The organism is Marinifilum sp. D714, assembly GCF_030851345.1.
Lineage (GTDB): Bacteria > Bacteroidota > Bacteroidia > Bacteroidales > Marinifilaceae > Marinifilum.
The window spans coordinates 1-18,220 of sequence record NZ_JALPNU010000017.1 but is presented as its reverse complement, the minus strand read 5'-3'; the positions used below and the strand labels follow the sequence as shown (position 1 = coordinate 18,220).

Sequence of the window (18,220 nt, the reverse complement as noted above, 5' to 3'; positions counted from 1 at the left end):
AATAAAGAAGGAGAAATTATGGCTAAAAAAAATGTCATTATTGTTGGTGCTGCGGGTCGTGATTTTCACAACTTCAACACCTATTTCAGAGACAATTCAGAGTACAATGTTGTTGCTTTTACAGCAGCTCAAATTCCAGACATTGATGGTAGAAAATATCCTGCGGAGTTGGCGGGTTCTTTGTATCCAGATGGAATTCCTATTTATGCAGAAGAAGATCTGCCTAAATTAATAAAGGAACATTGTATTGATGACTGCGTTTTCTCTTATTCGGATGTATCGTATAAGACTGTAATGAACGTAAGTGCAATTGTTAATGCAGCAGGATCGAATTTTAAATTATTAGGTCCTGGAGATACAATGATTAAAAGTCATAAGCCGGTTATTGCGGTTGTTGCAACTCGTACAGGTTGCGGTAAATCTCAAACATCACGTAAAGTTATTGAAGAATTAATGGCAAAAGGATTAAAAGTAATAGCCATTCGTCACCCAATGCCTTATGGCGATTTAGTAGCTCAAAAAGTACAACGTTTTGCAACAGTTGAAGACTTGAAAAAACACAAGTGTACTGTTGAGGAAATGGAAGAATATGAGCCACATGTAACAAGAGGGAATGTAATTTACGCAGGTGTAGATTATGAAGCAATTGTACGCGCTGCCGAAGAAGATCCTGACGGATGTGATGTAATTCTTTGGGATGGTGGAAATAATGATTTCGCATTCTACAAGCCAGATATGACGATTACAGTTGCTGATCCACATCGCCCAGGAGCCGAATTAAGTTATTATCCTGGAGAGGTTAATTTAAGAATGGCAGATGTAGTGGTAATAAATAAGATGGATTCGGCTGCCCCTGAAGGAATTCAGGAAGTTCGAGAAAGTATTGCTTATGCAAATCCTAAAGCACAGGTTATTGATGGAGCATCTCCTATAAGTGTTGATGATCCTGAAATGATTCGTGGTAAGCGTGTCTTAATTGTAGAGGATGGACCAACTTTAACTCATGGAGAAATGAAGATTGGTGCTGGTACAATTGCAGCGCGTAAGTTTGGGGCAGCAGAGGAAATTGATGCTCGCCCATATCTTGTAGGTAAATTAAAAGAGACTTACGAAATCTATCCTGAAATAGGAAATATCTTACCAGCCATGGGATATTCTGATCAGCAATTAAAGGATCTTGAAGCTACGATTAATGCTAGTGATTGTGACACAGTTATTATTGGAACACCAATAGATTTAAATCGAATCATTAATATCAAAAAACCAAATACTCGTGTTTACTATGATTTAGAAGAAATTGGTTATCCAAAAATGTCGCATATTATTAACCAGTTTGTAAAAGATCATAATTTAATTCAAGCAACTGTTGAGTGATTATATAATTGATTAAAGGTGATGATAGAGGAACAGATTTTATCTGTTCCTCTTGTTTTGTTTAAATATTGACTTATATCGTTAATACAATATTTTATAGAATAGTCTTGTTAAGGATAACCTTTTTAAAGAAATGGTAGTATAAGAGCTATTGCTGTCCTAAAGTACAGGCAATAAAAATTATTACTAAAAAAACTACTATTTGAGATCTTACGTATGAACGACTCTATTCTTCTTGGACTCATACAAAATGCAGCTATATTATTAAGCTTTAGTATTTTTTGTGAGTATATGTGGGTGAATAATAAGACCAAATTAAATCCCCTTTATCGTCAAGTGCTTTTCGGTGGAATTATTGGAGCCATTGGTATCATTCTAATGATGACATCATGGAGGGCATCTTCTGGAATTGTATTTGATACCAGATCTATCATTCTGTCAGTATCAGGATTGTTTTTTGGTGTGATACCAACAGCTATAACAGTGCTTATTACTAGCATGTATAGGTTCTTTATGGGGGGAGATGGCATAGCAATGGGGATAGCTGTAATAATTAGTTCAGGAACGATAGGAATTATATGGAGAGAACTATTAACACGAGTAGGTAATCAACTAAAATGGATAGAGCTATTGTTAATGGGTTTTGTTGTGCATATTGCAATGTTGTTTTGTACTTTACTTCTTCCTTCTGAAAAAATCTATTCCACGCTATCATATCTTGTTCTGCCACTTCTAACAATTTATCCGGTTGTAAATATGTTGTTGGGCTTGTTTATGCAGCGCCAAATGCAAAATGTGAAGAATAGAACAACTTTATCTTCAACCGAAGAAAAATATTCAAGGTTATATGGAAGTATGTCTGATGCTTATTTTGTGATGGATACAGAATATAATATACTTGAATGCAACAAAGCCCTGCAAGATGTATTAGGATATTCAGAAAAAGATTTGTTAGCAACAAATTTTAAAAATATTACTCCTGAAAAGTGGATTCACATAGATGAAAAAATAATAAAGAATGAGGTTTTACTAAATGGTAGTTCTCAAGTTTATGAGAAGGAGTGTATAAAGGAAGACGGAACTATTGTGCCTGTTGAATTAAGGGTTCATTTAATGAAAGATGAACAAGAAGAAATTGTAGGTTATTGGTCTATTTTAAGAGATATCAGTTCAAGAAAAAACGCTTTACAACAAATAGATAATGAAAGAGCTAGGTTGGAAACAATTTTACAAACGGTTCCAGAAATGATTTGGTTGAAGAGTAAAGATGGAAAATATTTGGCTTGTAATAATAATTTTGCAGAGTTCCTCGGAGTTAAGGAAGAAGAACTAATAGGTAAGTCTGATTTTGTGATATTTAAAAACGCTGAGATAGCTGATTTTTATTTTAAGAAAGATTTGGAAGTAATAAAATCTGGTGATACTATTAGATTTGTAAATTGGGTCAGATCGGTTAAGGAAGATAATAAAATTCTAACTGAGACAATAAAAACTCCAATGTACGATTCTAATGGAAATATCACGGGGGTTTTGGGGGTTTCAAGAGATATATCTGAAATTAAAAAGACCGAAGAAGAACTTAGAAAAGCCAAGGAAAAAGCGGAAGAATCAGATAAGTTGAAATCGATATTCTTGGCCAATATGAGTCATGAAATTCGTACTCCTATGAATGCCATTATGGGATTTTCAGAACTTTTAATTGATTCGGAAATTGAAGAAGTAGAACGTATGCAATATGTCAATATCATTCAACAATCGGGTAATCGTTTGGTACAGATTATTGATGATATTGTTGATCTTTCCAAATTAGAAATGAGTCAAATTACCCTCAAAAAATCTGACTTTTATTTGTTCTCATTGCTGAAGGAAAGTTTAGAGATTCATAAGAATCGTGATCTGATTAAAAGTAAGCCTAATTTGGAATTAGCTATCAAGTTAAATCCCGAGCTAGAAGGATTAGTGTTGCATTCTGATTATACAAGAGTTCAACAAGTTTTGGACAATTTGATTGAAAATTCCATTAAATTTTCTGATTCGGGAAGAGTGGAACTTGGTGGTACTGTTATTGAATCAAATAATCAAGTATTTGTAGAGATATATGTAAAGGATAATGGCATAGGTATTCCCAAGGATAGACATGAAGTAATATTTGAAAGATTTAGACAGGGGGATGAGGAACACTTTATTGATGGGACAGGTTTAGGCCTTAGCATCTGTAAGGGCTTGGTAGAACTGCTTGGAGGAACAATACGATTTGAATCAGAAGTAGGAGTAGGTAGTACATTTTATTTTACGATTCCTGTTGATAAATCGAAGTTTCCAAATAGAAATAATGATTTAGATAATGTTAAAGAGACGATAGGGTCCAAAAAAGTACTGGTTGCTGAGAATGACTACAACTCGTTTCTGTATGTTAAGAAATTATTTGATGACCAGGATGTAGAGGTAATATTTGCTGAAAATAGTACTGAAATGCTTGATAAGCTGAGACAATTATCTCCCGATTTATTAATTATGGATTTAGATATTCCGGGCAGAGATAGTATGGCATGTTTGGATGAAATAAAAAAATCAGAAATATCAATTAAAGTAATTGCTCAAAGTACTTATGTTTTAAAAGAGGAAGAAGAAAAATGTATGAGTGCGGGTTGTGATGGGTACCTGACAAAGCCTTTTAGCAAGGAGGAGTTGTTTACACAAGTGCGCAAAGCATTAGCTTAATTATTTCTTTTTAGAAATGATATCGGCCATGGTAATGGTTAAAATTCCCAAGATGGTTAAGCAACCACCTAACAGCTGATTCACGTTGGGAAGTATTCCCATTAAAAGAAAGGCACCGGCAACAATAAAAATACTTCTCGATGTGCCTATTAAAGTTGTTATGGATGCATCTACATATTTTAGAGATATAAATGTTAGGAGTATCCCTAAAAAGGGTCCTAAAAGTGATCCTGTTGTGATATAGAAAACAGACTGAATGCTATAAGTTGGTAATTCTCCCTTTGCAATCAGGTAAATTGAGAATCCAACAAACAGAAATAAGTTTCTGCAAACAGTTATCATTGTAGTTGGAATATTTTTGATTTCAGATCTGGCAAGCACAAGGCTTACGCCATAAAATAGGGCAAACACCAATGCACTCATACTGGCTGGTGTTAATAAAGTTTGCCATTCAAAATCGGAGTTGTTGGTATTCATCAGAAAAACACCAGATAATGTAATAATTACCCCAAGAATGGAAGTAAATCCATATCTGATTTGATAGAATATAAAGCCAATAAGAATTACAAAAATTGGACTGGTGTTGGCAAGAAAAGATACAACAGCTGGATTCTTGGTAAGCTTGATCGATAGAAAAAATGCGGTTATTGAGATGAATTCTGATAAGCCAATTAGGAGAAGATTTTTTTTTGATTTTTTCGTTAAACTACTTAGGCTCTGTCTTTGCGTGAAAAATCGATTGTAAAGCAAATTGTAAATCAAAGCTAAACCAAACCATAGTATTCCAAAAGAAGCCAAATCGACATCTTTCATGGCCATTTTACTAAACAGATAAACATTTGAAAAGCTAAGTGTTGCAGCTAGTGCAAGAGCTATACCTTTGATTTTAGATTTACAATTCATGGTGATTTGAATAACGGCAACAAATGTATCTAAAATTTGATGATTTATTTAAGTAGCTTGTACTTTGCCAATAATTATTGATATATTCGTTTGTATGGAACTAAATTTGATATTGGCAGCAGTAGCAACCTACATACTCAATTTGCCATTTGGCTATGTTCGTCAGGGATTTAAAAAGTTTTCGGTAATGTGGTTTATTGCCATTCATGCTCCAATTCCCTTTGTTGTTTTGTTTCGTCACATGTTTGGATTAGGATTTGAGTTGTACACCTATCCAATAATGGTGAGTGCATTTTTTCTGGGACAGTTTACTGGTAAAAAGGCAAGGATCCATTTTGACCGCAAAAGGGTAAAAGAAGATGTGAAAATTTACGATACAAAAAAAGACCAGAATTAATCTGGTCTTTTTTAATATCATCAAGCTAGATCTTATAATCTTTCTTTGATTTTTGCAGATTCTTCTTCAAAACCTGGTTTTTCAAGTAATGCAAACATATTACTCTTGTATGCTTCAACACCTGGTTGATCGAATGGATTTACATCCAAGATGTAACCGCTAACGCCACAAGCAATTTCGAAGAAATAAAGCAACTCACCCAAATAGAATTCATTTAGTTGAGGCATTTCAATTTTAAGGTTAGGAACGCCTCCATCAACGTGTGCCAATTGAGTTCCCAACTCAGCCATTTTATTTACTTCATCAACACGTTTTCCAGCAAGATAATTTAACTTGTCCAAGTTGTCTTTATCTTCAGGAATATATACAGTGTGATTTGGCTTGGCAACAGAAATTACAGTTTCGAAAATATTTCTCTGTCCTTCCTGAATATACTGTCCCATTGAGTGAAGATCGCTAGTGAAGTCAACGCTTGCAGGAAAAATACCTTTGTTTTCTTTTCCTTCACTTTCGCCATAAAGTTGTTTCCACCATTCAGCAACATTATGAAGCTTAGGATTGTAATTGGCAAGAATTTCGATGCCTTTTCCTTTTTGGTATAAAGCATTTCTGGTAGCAGCATAAAGTAATGCTGGATTTTCTTCAAAAGCAGCAGCAACAGAGTAATCTTGCATAGATTTAGCACCTGCTACTAAAGCTTTAATATCGTGACCAGCAACTGCAATTGGTAATAATCCAACAGGAGTTAATACTGAGTAACGTCCACCAACATTATCTGGAATTACAAAAGTTTTATAACCTTCCTGATCGGCAAGAGTTCTTAAGGCACCTTTCGATTCATCGGTAATGGCAACGATTCTTTCACGAGCTTCTTCTTTACCAACTTGCTCTTCCAACATTTCTTTCAATAAACGGAAAGCGATAGCAGGTTCAGTTGTAGTTCCTGATTTTGAAATAACACAAATACCAAATTCGATACTTTTCAAAATATCAGTTAATTCGTATAGGTAATCTTCACTAATGTTCTGACCAGCGTAAAGTACCAAAGGATTTTCGTCGCCGGAATTTAGGTGATCAAAACTGTGAGCAAGTGCATCATTAACAGCTTTTGCACCAAGATATGAACCACCAATACCCACAACTACCAAGACTTCAACTTTATCTTTTAATGATTTTGCAGTAGCTTCAATGTCATTTAATTCTGCTTCAGTAATTCTTGAAGGCAAATCAACCCAGCCAACAAAATCATTTCCTTTTCCGGTTCCATCGTGAAGGGAAATAAGGTGTTTCTTACTGCTTTGTTCAAACTTAAAAATCTCTTCCTTACTAACAAAGTCAAGAGATTTGTCAATACTCAATTTAATGTGTTCCATTGTGTAGAAATTAAGCCTTACATTTTACTTCTATCCGAACCGATACCCCTCCAAATAGTTTGATAGATGTAGAATGTAAAAATTGTATTTAAAAAGTTAATTCTTACGTATATCTGCTGCAAAAATACAGCTAAAATCCAAGTCTAACGTAAATCCTCTGTTAATAATTTCACTTCTATAGTAGGAGAAATACGTTCGTATAAAATATTGTAAACAGCCATGGTAATTGGCATATTTACGTTGTAGTGATCGTTAATTTCTTTGATACATTTTACTGCATAATAGCCTTCCGCAATCATGTGCATTTCAAGCTGTGCCGATTTTACCGTATACCCTTTGCCAATCATGGTACCAAAGGTACGGTTACGGCTAAACTGTGAATAACATGTTACCAATAAATCGCCCAGATATGCAGAACTCTTAATGTCGCGAGAAATTGGGTGTACTGTATCAACAAAGCGTTTAATTTCTTGAATCGCATTCGAAATCAATACTGCCTGAAAGTTATCGCCGTAGCGAAGACCATGACAGATTCCTGCCGCAATTGCAAATACATTTTTGAGTACAGCAGCATACTCAGTACCATAAATGTCATCCGAAATGGTAGTTTTGATGTAAGGACATTCCAGATTAAGTGCTAGTGATCTGGCCTTTTTAGTATCCTGACATGCGATGGTTAGATACGATAAGCGTTCCATAGCCACCTCTTCGGCATGACAAGGTCCTGAGATAACACCAATGTTATCTAGAGGTACATTGTAATGTTCATTGAAGAATGTACCAATAATCATATTTTCATCAGGAACAATACCTTTAATCGCCGAAACAATAACCTTATCTTCTAAACTAACCGTTAATCTTTTTAAAGCATCTTTTAAGAATGCCGACGGAACCGCAAATATGATCACTTCCGAATTTAGAACTGCTTCATCCAGATTGTTGTAGAATTCAATTTGATTGAGATCGAATTCAACTCCGGTAAGATATCTTGGGTTGTGACTAAGTTGTTTAAATTGATTGATGGTATCAAGGTTACGCATGTACCAGTTAAGCTTCAAGTCATTTTCGCGAAGTATTTTTGCGATTGCTGTAGCCCAACTACCACCTCCAATAATGGCAATTCTCGACGATTCGTTCATATATTATTGCTAAGTCTTTTTAAAATAGAGAGTTGTTTTTGTAAGTAACAGATCTCTAATTTAATAAATATCGGAGGAAGGGAAAAATTCCCAACCTCCGATCATGTAATATTCTTAATAAAATAAGTTTAAGCTAACCACGCTTTTACTTCATCCTGGCTAGGATTTTTTAAACCCATTTTTAGTTTCTTGTTCAAACCACAAATATCTTGGTGCAGTTTGGTAGCCTTTTCTTCTTTAAGAGCTTCTACAGTTTGGAATCCAGCTTTACGTATAACAGGCATCCACTCTGGAGCAATACCTAGCTCAATAAATTTTTCATCACTATCAACCGCAGCTTTCTTCTCTGGTCTCATTTGAGGGAAGAATAGTACATCCTGAATAGAGTGAGAGTTGGTCATCAACATGGTTAAACGGTCGATACCAATACCCATACCAGATGTAGGAGGCATACCATATTCAAGAGAGCGAACAAAGTCCATATCAATAAACATAGCTTCGTCATCTCCTTTTTCGCTCAATTTCATTTGCTCCTGGAATCGTTCCAACTGATCAATAGGATCATTCAACTCAGAGTAAGCATTACAAACTTCCTTACCATTCACCATAAGCTCAAAACGCTCGGTTAACTCAGGATTGTCTCTATGCTTTTTACAAAGAGGAGACATTTCGATAGGGTAATCAGTAATGAAAGTTGGCTGAATGTAATTTCCTTCACATTTCTCACCAAAGATCTCATCAATTAATTTTCCTTTACCAAAAGTTTCGTCAACCTCAATGTTTAACTGCTTACAAACATCGCGAAGTTGATCTTCATCCATCCCGTTGATGTCAATTCCAGTATGCTCTTTAATAGAGTCAATCATAGAAATGCGCTTGAATGGACGCTTGAAATCAATCTCTTTGTCTCCTACTTGTACTTTAGTTGTACCGTGAAGATCCAAAGCAACTTTTTCAATCATCTCTTCGGTGAAATCCATCATCCAGTTGTAGTCTTTATAAGCTACATAGATTTCCATTACCGTAAATTCAGGATTGTGAGTTCTGTCCATACCTTCATTACGGAAATCTTTAGCGAACTCATAAACACCATCAAATCCACCAACAATAAGTCTCTTTAGATACAATTCGTTTGCAATACGCATGTACAAAGGAATATCTAAAGCATTGTGATGAGTGATAAACGGACGAGCCGAAGCACCACCTGGAATTGCTTGCAAAATTGGAGTTTCAACCTCAAGATATCCCTTGCTGTTGAACAACTCGCGCATTGAGTTAATGATTTTTGTTCTTTTCAAGAACACATCTTTTACATCCGGATTTACAACCAAATCAACGTAACGCTGACGGTAACGCATTTCAGGATCACTAAAAGCATCGTATACTTTTCCGTCTTTTTCCTTCACGATAGGAAGTGGACGAACTGATTTTGAAAGAACAGTCATTTCGGTTGCATGAACAGAAGTTTCACCAACCTTGGTTTTAAATACGTATCCCTTAATTCCAATAAAATCTCCAATATCCAAAAGTTTTTTGAATACTGTATTGTAAAGAGTTCTATCCTCTTCAGGGCAAATAGAATCGCGGGCAATATATACCTGAATTCTTCCTTTTGAATCCTGAAGTTCAATAAAAGAAGCTTTACCCATAATTCTTCTGCTCATTATTCTACCTGCAATACAAACCTCTTGTAGGTTGTTCTTTTCAGGATCGAAATCTTTCAGAATATCTGTAGAATAATTATTTACATGATATTGTGCTGCAGGAAATGGATTGATACCCAAATTCTGCATTTCCTTTAGGGAATTCCTTCTAATGATCTCTTGTTCACTAAGTTCTAACGCATTCATCTTAATCTCAATAAAGTTTATTCGGGTGCAAAGATATAATAACCTGAGCAATTTGTGAATTCATCGCTATAAATACTTGTAAAAAAATAAACTAGTTGTAAAATTTCATGAAGTTAGGCTATTCAAAATGCAGAATATGAGATCATATGCTTAAAAAATCTTAATTGTAATAGAATATGCATGGCAGTGCAATTTTTATTTTTTAATATTGCATCACAATTAGCGGTATTTAGAATGAGTAAAAATAACTTTTAGTATCAAAAACTGGTTAAAAAGCTCTTTAAATAGAGAGCAAATTAAATCCTTTCGAATACCTTTGCATGAATTGAAATTTTATTGCAAAAACTATGAATTGTTGTGAAGTTTTAATGTTGATAATTAATTGGCAAATAGATTGTTGACAGAAATAGAGAGAGCGTAGAAATGAAAATGAAACGAAAGCCAGATTGGCTAAAAATACAGTTACCAAAAGGTGACGATTATGCCTATGTAAACGGCATTGTTCAAGAACACGGATTGCATACAATTTGCTCGAGTGGAAAATGTCCGAATGTTGGCGAATGTTGGGGAAATGGAACTGCAACATTCATGATTTTGGGAAATATCTGCACAAGAGCCTGTAAATTCTGTAATGTCCCTACTGGAAAACCACTTCCTGTAAATACAAAAGAACCCAAACGATTGGCACGATCAATTAAATTGATGAAGCTAAAGCATGCGGTAATCACTTCTGTGGATCGTGATGATTTGGAAGACGGAGGATCAGGCATATGGGCGGAATGTATTAAGGAGATTAAAGAAGCTTGCCCTGGGACTACCTTGGAAGTTTTAATTCCTGATTTTAATGGGAAAGAAGGCGATGTACAGAAAGTTATTAATGAAAATCCAGAAGTAATTTCTCACAATCTTGAAACCGTTCGCCGTTTGACGCCAGAGGTTAGGAGTCGTGCAAAATACGACCTTAGTTTAAAAGTGTTGAAGCAGATTGCAGATTCAGGTATCGTTGCAAAATCAGGAATCATGCTTGGTTTGGGTGAAACCGAAGAGGAAATTTACCAAACCATGGATGATTTGTTGGCTGTTGGAGTTAAAGTAATGACCATCGGTCAATATTTGCAACCAACCCGTAAACATTTGGAACTTCAGGAATATATAAGTCCAGAACAATTTGAAAAATATAAGCAAGTAGGATTGGAGAAAGGCTTTTCATTTGTAGAAAGTACTCCACTTGTTCGTTCATCATATCACGCAGAACAACATGTTAACGCACTAAAATTAAAGCAGGTTTTAAAAAATGACTAATACAATTTTTAGAGACTTGGGCTCCATTGACTATCAAGAAGCCTGGGATTATCAGGAAAGCTTGTTTCAGGAAGTATTGCAATCGCGACAAGCAAATGCAGATCTTCCTGCAGAAGAAAAAAAATTAAGCAATAATTACTTGCTGTTTTGTGAGCATCCACATGTGTATACATTGGGGAAAAGCGGTAAAGAGCAGAATATGCTGCTTAATATGCTGCAACTACAAGCAAAAGAAGCAAGTTTCCATAAAATAAACCGCGGTGGAGATATCACTTATCATGGGCCGGGACAAATTGTTGGTTATCCAATTCTAAACCTGGAAACCTATGATATGGGTATCAAAAAATACATTGAAACCCTTGAGCAGGCTGTGATTAATTGTATTGCTGATTATGGTTTGACAGGAACTCGATTGGATGGAGCTACAGGAGTTTGGTTGGATGTTGGAACACCAAAAGTTCGTAAAATTTGCGCCATTGGTGTTCGAGTAAGTCGATGGGTTAGCATGCATGGTTTTGCTTTTAATGTGAATACCGATTTGAAATATTTCGATTACATAAATCCATGTGGATTTGTTGATAAAGGAGTGACTTCATTAAAAAAAGAGCTAGGCAAAGAGCTTGATATTGAAGAGGTAAAACATAATTTAAAAAATCATATTGCAAATCTGTTTGATATGAAGCTGGAAATTGACTAATTTGGCTAGCTAAAATCTTGCATATGGAAAAGAGATGGGTAATAAATGAGCCGGGCGATGAGGAAACGGTTGGCACACTGATGGAATCATTGGGAGTTGACCGAGTGATTGCCAATCTGTTAGTTCAGAGAGGAATCACAAGCTTCGATATGGCCAAAGCTTTTTTTCGTCCCAGTCTCGACGATTTGCATGATCCTTTTTTAATGAAAGATATGACCAAGGCGGTTGACCGATTGGTTGTCGCAATGGAGAAACAAGAGCGTGTAATGGTGTATGGCGACTATGATGTTGATGGCACCACATCTGTAGCTCTTGTTTACACATATCTAAAATCTCATTTCGATTTTATCGACTATTATATTCCAGATCGCTATTCGGAAGGTTATGGCATTTCCAAAACTGGTATTGATTATGCAGCAGAGAATAATATCAGTCTGATTATCGCATTGGATTGCGGAATTAAAGCTATTGAGAAAATTGCTTATGCTAGCGAAAAAGGAGTTGATTTTATCATTTGTGATCACCATACGCCAGATGAAACCTTGCCCAATGCTGTGGCTGTATTAGATCCGAAAAGAAGTGATTGTGAATATCCTTGTGATGTTCTGTCAGGTTGCGGTGTTGGATTTAAGTTGATGCAAGGATTGGCAAACAGAAAGAATTGGAAGTTCGATACGCTAATTCCTCTTTTGGATTTGTTGGCGGTTAGTATTGCATCGGATATTGTTCCCATTACAGGAGAAAATCGTGTTTTAACCTACTATGGGTTAAAGCAGCTGAATGAGAAACCTCGTTTGGGGTTAAAAACAATACTAAATCTGGCTGGCGTTACAAAAGATTTAAGCGTTAATGATATTGTTTTTAAAATCGGTCCAAGAATTAATGCTGCGGGCAGAATTCAATCGGGTAACCATGCAGTACAACTGCTAATTGCTGAAAGGGAAGAGGCGGCTACCCTAATTGGTGATACCATTAATGGATTGAACGAAGATCGAAAAGAGCTGGATCATAGCATTACCGATGATGCCTTGGAACGTGTAGCGAAAAGTAAAACTCTGCTCGAAAAGAAGAGTACGGTTTTGTTTGATCGCAACTGGCACAAAGGGGTGATCGGAATTGTAGCATCGCGAATGATTGAAACCTATTACAAGCCAACGGTAATTCTTACCGAGTCGAACGGATTTGCAACCGGTAGTGCTCGTTCGGTTGATGGTTTCGATTTGTACAATGCAATATCCGCATGTAGCGATTTATTGGAAAACTTCGGAGGCCATAAGTATGCTGCGGGCCTTACCATGAAAATTGAAAATGTTAGTGCTTTTCAGCAGCGTTTCGAAGAATATGTTTGCGAAAACATAACCGACGATATGCTGGTTCCTCAGATAAAGGTAGATGCCAGCATTAAACTTTCAGATATTACACCTAAATTCTTTCGTGTTCTAAAGCAATTTGAACCTTTCGGACCCAAGAATATGACACCTGTTTTTATTAGTGAAAAGGTAGTTGATTATGGATATAGCCGTCCGGTGGGTAGAAACAAAGAGCACCTTAAACTTTCGGTTGTTGATGATATCCGCGAAGGAGATGTAAAAGGAGGAATTGCCTTTTCAATGGGGAAATTGTATCCTAAGATTTCCAGTGGTTCACCATTTGATGTATGTTACTCGGTTCAAGAGAATGAGTACATGGGAAAAGTGGAAACACAACTGATGGTTCGCGATATCAAATTCTAATCCTCATTTCCGATATTTTATTGTTTTAATCTTACTTAGATTGTGTCTGTTTAAGAAAAAATGATTTTTAAGCTGACGATTTCTAATCAAGGATCTAATTGATTTTTTTGAATTCATGCACTCCTTTGCGTTGATTTATTGAGCTTTTCGAATTTGTCAGTTTCGCGAAGCTTATTATCTTTGCGCCAATTTGTGAATTTTTAAATCCATTTTATGATCCTTACTCAAGAAGCTACGGCTCCGGGATTCCAAAGTCCCACGAAAAGAATTATTTTGGGAGTGCAATTTCTCTTTGTTGCCTTTGGCGCAACGGTACTAGTCCCATTGTTAGTTGGTATTGACCCAGCAGTCGCATTGTTTACAGCAGGAATCGGAACCTTGATTTTTCATTTAATCACAAAAGGTATGGTTCCTGTTTTTTTAGGCAGTAGTTTTGCCTTTATTGCTCCAATTGTTGCCGCAACAAAACTATACGGTTTACCTGGAACATTATCCGGCTTAATTGCGGTAGGTGTGGTTTACGGATTGGTTTCCGGAATCATCAAAGTTTGGGGATTGCGAGTGATCGAGAAAATTTTCCCTTCTATTGTAGTTGGACCAGTTATCATGATTATTGGTTTGTCATTGGCTCCTGTAGCAGTTAATATGGCCAAAACCAATTGGATCATCTCTTCTATTGCCTTGTTAACTGCCATTTTAATTGTGGTATATACCAAAGGAATGCTAAAACTGATTCCTATTTTCTCGGCAATTGTTGTGGGATATGTTGTATCGGTAGTTTTAGGCGAAGTTGATTTTACGCCAATAACAGAAGCTGCATGGTTTGCTTTGCCGGAATTTGTTCGTCCTGAATTAAACTGGAGTGCAGTATTGTATATGATTCCTGTAGCATTTGCCCCAATTATTGAACATGTTGGCGATATGTATGCCATTGGTGGAGTAGCAAACAAAGAGTTTGTGAAAAAGCCAGGTTTAAACCGTACTTTATTGGGTGATGGTGTTGCTACTGCTTTCGCAGGATTTTTTGGAGGACCACCAAATACAACTTATTCAGAGGTTACAGGTGCAATTGCCTTGACTAAGGTTGTTGATCCTAGAGTATTGAGAATTGCTGCAGTTACTGCATTGGTATTCTCATTAATTGGTAAGGTAAGTGCATTCCTTAAAACCATTCCTCAAGCTGTTTTGGGTGGAATCATGTTGTTGCTTTTTGGTATGATTGCAGGTATTGGTATTAAAACCCTTATCGATGCAAAAACAGATTTCACAAAAACCAGAAACCAGGTAATTGTTTCTGTTGTACTGACTGTTGGTATTGGTGGAGCACAAATTTCATACGGTAATTTTTCATTGGCAGGAATTGGTTTGGCATCGGTTGTAGGTGTGGTTTTAAACCTGATTTTACCTGATAAATCGAATCCAATTAAGGGTAGTGAAGTTGTGGAAGAATAATTGAGAATTAGATTATTATTTAAATTTTAATCGGGTTAATAAGTATTCTGTTAAAAATTGATTAAATTTGATTCTGTTAACCTGAATCTAGGTTTAGGTTTTAACATCCCTTTTATATATAAAGCCCCTGTTAAGGGGCTTTTTTAGGACGATTCATATCAGCATCTCAATTTAAGTGTTTTTTTTATTCTCTTATACTCAATATTAATTGGTTCATTTAATTGTTGGTCCTGTATAAAACAACATATGATGCCAAAAATATACTTTCCCTAAGTCTCTTTTTGAAAAGTTCTCATGGTTAAACACTTCAATTAGCAAAAAGGATTTGGAATCAATTGGTTTACCATTTTGTCTTGCTGGTTCCCATTTGTAATTTAATTCTTTTATAGTCTTAATCGCATTTTTATCTAAATTCTTGTTAATTGATTGTTCAATAGTTATATCCTTTAAAATACCTTCCTTACTAATAATAAAAGAATACAAACACGATCCGGATTTGTGTTTTTCCATTAGTTCTCTCGGTAAATTAATCTTTTTTATTATATCAAATGCAGCCTGATTTTCGAATCCAATATATATTTGTGGGTTGTCAACTTTATCCAATACATATTTATCACCTTTTTTTATAAATGTAGAGTCAATTCTATTGCCACTGTTGTAGCTTACCAGTTGGTTACGATCGTAATCATACTCTAAATGAGGAGTAGAATCCTTCTTGTAAAATTTCCATATACCTATTCGTTTATTGTTTAAATACTCACCGGTAACCAATGTATCTTTCGTCCTTGTATTAATTGCATAATAAAACCCTTCTTTTATTTTGCTTTTTTTATCTACCTGGTAAATTTCTTTGTGAAAATGTGTGATTTGATGCTTAACCCTTTTATATTTTTTCTGTCCAAAGCATTGAGTCGAAATCAATAGTAAAGTAAAGGAAAAGAAAGTTGTGAAAGATGTTTTTGTTATTTTCATGAAATTAAATTTAGTTGTGATTTTTGATTAGTATGATTAAAGGAATATTTTAAAACCTATTTATTAATATTCATTGTATGTATATTAATATTATGAAGGTTATTTATTTTAATTCCTTTTTGTGTTTTAAATATACTACTGGTGCGAGTGTTTTCCACTCGTACCTGTATTCAGAGAAAATGTAAATGATTTTAAGCTGTGTTTCATTTGCCTGAGAATATAAAAATTAATGTTTCTTTATACTACATGCGCCGAACAGGTGGGAAAAACGCTCTCACTAGATTTCGTTTTTATAAACTCGGACTATCTGGGATTGTTTACCCTTTTATAGACCAAGAAGCTGTCCAATTTTCTTTTAGGACAGCCTGATTAATGTTAATTTATTATATCCAAGTTATAAAACTCTTAATAATTTTCCAACCCCCTTTATCCTTTTCTAAATAATACCTCTCACCACTTGTTGTATAATCAACTTCAACCAAAGCTTTGTTCTTTCTTTTATTGAAAGACACTTTTTTAATCACCCAATATTCTAAGACAGCAGCTTCACCTTCCCCAGTGTAAATTGAAATATAATTGGAAAGTTTCTTCAATAGCGGATCAAACAAAACTGGAGATTCCAATTTGCTTATTCTTCCATTTCTCCATATGGGTATATTCTATTTTTTTGGACTAGTTGTCGCATTTAAAATAGCCTGATTGCACTTCAATATCACCATATTTTTGCGGTAAACTATCTGTTGCTATTAAATATTTACCCATAAGTGTAGAGTCCGACTCGACAAAAGGATCTCGGTTGAAAATTAATTCATAATATGGGTAATTGTAAGTCTTCTCATCTTCAATATCACTATAGTCTATTGAAGATATTTTTTTAACTTTTCTATGCTTATTCATTAATGTAATATAAATCAATCTACCTGCCAAATCATCATGTGTACCTATTTGTAGATAGTACTCAGATTTCACGCTATCTCTCTTTATATTACAAAGCTCAAAATGATCATTATTTGCGTTTGTAAATAAATCAGGTTGTATAGATATAGCTTGGACAGATCCTGGATTTATTTTTCTTTTGGTTGGTAAATCATAAATTTTAGATTTTACATTCAAGTTGACAATTGAATCAGAAGCTAACCATCCAAAACTAAGTGGAAGATTAATTTTAATAACTCCTTCAACACTGTTCTTTTCAACTACAAACATCTTAACTTGAATATCCTTTGTCTCAATATTTTTTCTTAGTTGATAAGCTCCGTTAAATGATCTTTGCATCGACTTCTTCTCGAATAAACCTTCTTGGAATTTACCATCAACAAAGTAGAGCTTTAGAATTGATTTGGTGGTGTTAGGGATCGGATAGATGTATTCACTTCTGAAATCAATTTCATGCTTTGATTTGTCTAGTGGTAATGTTTTTTCAACCTCAATACAAAGGGTATCACTTATTAAAAATGATAATACATTTGCTTCCAGATGATCAGACTCTGTTTGATTTGAAACCTGAATTGTGTTTCCACTTTGAGAAAAAACATTAATGCTGTGAGTTATTAGCAATAAACCTATGATTAATTTATATATCATCACAATCCCCTTTTTCATTTGATATTTTCTTTTGTAGATCTTTTATTTTTGTTGCGTCTTGGCTTTTAAAAGCACTAGTTTTATGTAATCCCATCCACGACATTGCACTATATTCTGCATCAGAATGTCTGCCTTTATCAAACCATTTCAATAGATTTGCTAAATCTTCAACATACTTTTTTGTCATTAATTCATGTTGAGCTATTTCTAATTTTTTTCCTGAAAGTAAGAATTCTTGCCATAATTCAGGATAGCTTTCTTCAATGTTTGAAGGCTTCCAATTACTTTTTTCAACCCAACGAAATATTTCCGCATGTATTATTTCATGAGCTAGGACAGTCGCTATTTTAAGAGGAGATTCATTTAATATTTGTTCATTAACTTTTATTAAAATTGTATTATCATATGGATTCCTAGGACTTCTGTTAGAATAAGTTCTGCCATTTACTCTTAATCCATTGCTATATGGGATGTATCCAATTTCAAATCTTAATTTAAGTGTACTATTTACAGGTACAAATTCTTTGGTTAAGTTATTAATAAAACTTGTTTCTAGCATCAATCTTTCTTGAACACACCCCGCCTTGGATTTTTTAAACTCGGTTGATGTATTCACAGGCGGTGCAGTAGATGGGCTACCGCTACTACCACCACCAAGAGGATTGGAAATGTCACCAATAAAAGGCTCATGTCCACCGTCCGATTCGCGAGGATCATCAAATG

At 35.0% G+C, this 18,220-nt stretch carries 14 protein-coding genes; 7 read left to right on the top strand and 7 right to left on the bottom strand.

All coding sequences use genetic code 11. The annotated features are described in order from the left end of the window. Positions 1–18: 18 nt before the first annotated feature. Positions 19–1,374 (top strand): cyclic 2,3-diphosphoglycerate synthase, encoded by a 1,356-nt coding sequence (locus tag M0051_RS14345; protein ID WP_306742195.1) that lies wholly within the window; start codon positions 19–21, stop codon positions 1,372–1,374. Positions 1,375–1,590: 216 nt separating this feature from the next. Beyond that, a complete protein-coding gene (locus M0051_RS14340; RefSeq protein WP_306742194.1) occupies positions 1,591–4,095 on the top strand; it encodes a PAS domain S-box protein in 2,505 nt (834 codons plus the stop codon). Here the strand turns inward: M0051_RS14340 and M0051_RS14335 are convergent, their stop codons facing one another. Then, positions 4,096–4,998 (bottom strand): DMT family transporter, encoded by a 903-nt coding sequence (locus M0051_RS14335; RefSeq protein WP_306742193.1) that lies wholly within the window; start codon positions 4,996–4,998, stop codon positions 4,096–4,098. Between the two features lie 94 nt (positions 4,999–5,092). Between M0051_RS14335 and M0051_RS14330 the strand changes: the two genes are divergently transcribed. Next, positions 5,093–5,395: a hypothetical protein gene (locus tag M0051_RS14330; protein ID WP_306742192.1), complete on the top strand. Its 303-nt coding sequence runs from the start codon at positions 5,093–5,095 to the stop codon at positions 5,393–5,395. Positions 5,396–5,427: 32 nt separating this feature from the next. On the opposite strand, the gene M0051_RS14325 is transcribed toward M0051_RS14330, so the two are convergent. The 3 genes from M0051_RS14325 to lysS form a co-directional block, all read right to left on the bottom strand. Then, the gene (locus M0051_RS14325; protein ID WP_306742191.1) at positions 5,428–6,768 is read right to left on the bottom strand and encodes a glucose-6-phosphate isomerase; all 1,341 of its coding nucleotides are present in this window, start codon (positions 6,766–6,768) and stop codon (positions 5,428–5,430) included. Positions 6,769–6,911: 143 nt separating this feature from the next. Then, positions 6,912–7,907 carry an NAD(P)H-dependent glycerol-3-phosphate dehydrogenase gene (locus M0051_RS14320; protein WP_306742190.1) on the bottom strand — a complete coding sequence of 332 codons (996 nt, stop codon included), beginning with the start codon at positions 7,905–7,907 and terminating at the stop codon, positions 6,912–6,914. 128 nt (positions 7,908–8,035) lie between these two features. Next, positions 8,036–9,757, bottom strand: coding sequence for a lysine--tRNA ligase (lysS, locus tag M0051_RS14315; protein ID WP_306742189.1), 1,722 nt, complete (start codon positions 9,755–9,757; stop codon positions 8,036–8,038). A 393-nt stretch (positions 9,758–10,150) separates the two neighbouring features. Here lysS and lipA point away from each other — a divergent pair, with 393 nt between their 5' ends. From lipA to M0051_RS14295, 4 genes are all read left to right on the top strand, one after another. Then, positions 10,151–11,059 carry a lipoyl synthase gene (gene lipA / locus M0051_RS14310; protein ID WP_306742252.1) on the top strand — a complete coding sequence of 303 codons (909 nt, stop codon included), beginning with the start codon at positions 10,151–10,153 and terminating at the stop codon, positions 11,057–11,059. Further along, positions 11,052–11,756, top strand: coding sequence for a lipoyl(octanoyl) transferase LipB (gene lipB, locus M0051_RS14305; RefSeq protein WP_306742188.1), 705 nt, complete (start codon positions 11,052–11,054; stop codon positions 11,754–11,756). The genes lipA and lipB overlap by 8 nt, the downstream gene beginning before the upstream one ends. A gap of 23 nt (positions 11,757–11,779) precedes the next feature. Continuing rightward, positions 11,780–13,489 carry a single-stranded-DNA-specific exonuclease RecJ gene (recJ, locus tag M0051_RS14300; protein WP_306742187.1) on the top strand — a complete coding sequence of 570 codons (1,710 nt, stop codon included), beginning with the start codon at positions 11,780–11,782 and terminating at the stop codon, positions 13,487–13,489. 213 nt (positions 13,490–13,702) lie between these two features. After that, complete coding sequence (locus M0051_RS14295) at positions 13,703–14,941, top strand: uracil-xanthine permease family protein (RefSeq protein WP_306742186.1); 1,239 nt, start codon at positions 13,703–13,705, stop codon at positions 14,939–14,941. A 213-nt stretch (positions 14,942–15,154) separates the two neighbouring features. Here M0051_RS14295 and M0051_RS14290 read toward each other — a convergent pair whose 3' ends face one another. From M0051_RS14290 to M0051_RS14280, 3 genes are all read right to left on the bottom strand, one after another. Next, complete coding sequence (locus M0051_RS14290; RefSeq protein ID WP_306742185.1) at positions 15,155–15,913, bottom strand: energy transducer TonB; 759 nt, start codon at positions 15,911–15,913, stop codon at positions 15,155–15,157. A gap of 672 nt (positions 15,914–16,585) precedes the next feature. Then, positions 16,586–17,515 carry a hypothetical protein gene (locus M0051_RS14285; protein WP_306742184.1) on the bottom strand — a complete coding sequence of 310 codons (930 nt, stop codon included), beginning with the start codon at positions 17,513–17,515 and terminating at the stop codon, positions 16,586–16,588. Next, positions 17,487–18,220, bottom strand: a 734-nt coding sequence (locus M0051_RS14280) for a hypothetical protein (RefSeq protein ID WP_306742183.1), incomplete at its 5' end; no start/stop codon positions are given. The genes M0051_RS14285 and M0051_RS14280, both read right to left, overlap by 29 nt.

What these genes read in the sequence shown, in the direction of transcription:
- M0051_RS14345 (WP_306742195.1), top strand. Translation starts at nt 19, where the DNA reads ATGGCTAAAAAAAATGTCATTATTGTTGGTGCTGCGGGTCGTGATTTT.
- M0051_RS14285 (WP_306742184.1), bottom strand. Translation starts at nt 17,515, where the DNA reads ATGAAAAAGGGGATTGTGATGATATATAAATTAATCATAGGTTTATTG.
- M0051_RS14335 (WP_306742193.1), bottom strand. Translation starts at nt 4,998, where the DNA reads ATGAATTGTAAATCTAAAATCAAAGGTATAGCTCTTGCACTAGCTGCA.
- lipB (WP_306742188.1), top strand. Translation starts at nt 11,052, where the DNA reads ATGACTAATACAATTTTTAGAGACTTGGGCTCCATTGACTATCAAGAA.
- M0051_RS14325 (WP_306742191.1), bottom strand. Translation starts at nt 6,768, where the DNA reads ATGGAACACATTAAATTGAGTATTGACAAATCTCTTGACTTTGTTAGT.
- M0051_RS14340 (WP_306742194.1), top strand. Translation starts at nt 1,591, where the DNA reads ATGAACGACTCTATTCTTCTTGGACTCATACAAAATGCAGCTATATTA.
- M0051_RS14290 (WP_306742185.1), bottom strand. Translation starts at nt 15,913, where the DNA reads ATGAAAATAACAAAAACATCTTTCACAACTTTCTTTTCCTTTACTTTA.
- M0051_RS14295 (WP_306742186.1), top strand. Translation starts at nt 13,703, where the DNA reads ATGATCCTTACTCAAGAAGCTACGGCTCCGGGATTCCAAAGTCCCACG.
- M0051_RS14320 (WP_306742190.1), bottom strand. Translation starts at nt 7,907, where the DNA reads ATGAACGAATCGTCGAGAATTGCCATTATTGGAGGTGGTAGTTGGGCT.
- lysS (WP_306742189.1), bottom strand. Translation starts at nt 9,757, where the DNA reads ATGAATGCGTTAGAACTTAGTGAACAAGAGATCATTAGAAGGAATTCC.
- M0051_RS14330 (WP_306742192.1), top strand. Translation starts at nt 5,093, where the DNA reads ATGGAACTAAATTTGATATTGGCAGCAGTAGCAACCTACATACTCAAT.
- recJ (WP_306742187.1), top strand. Translation starts at nt 11,780, where the DNA reads ATGGAAAAGAGATGGGTAATAAATGAGCCGGGCGATGAGGAAACGGTT.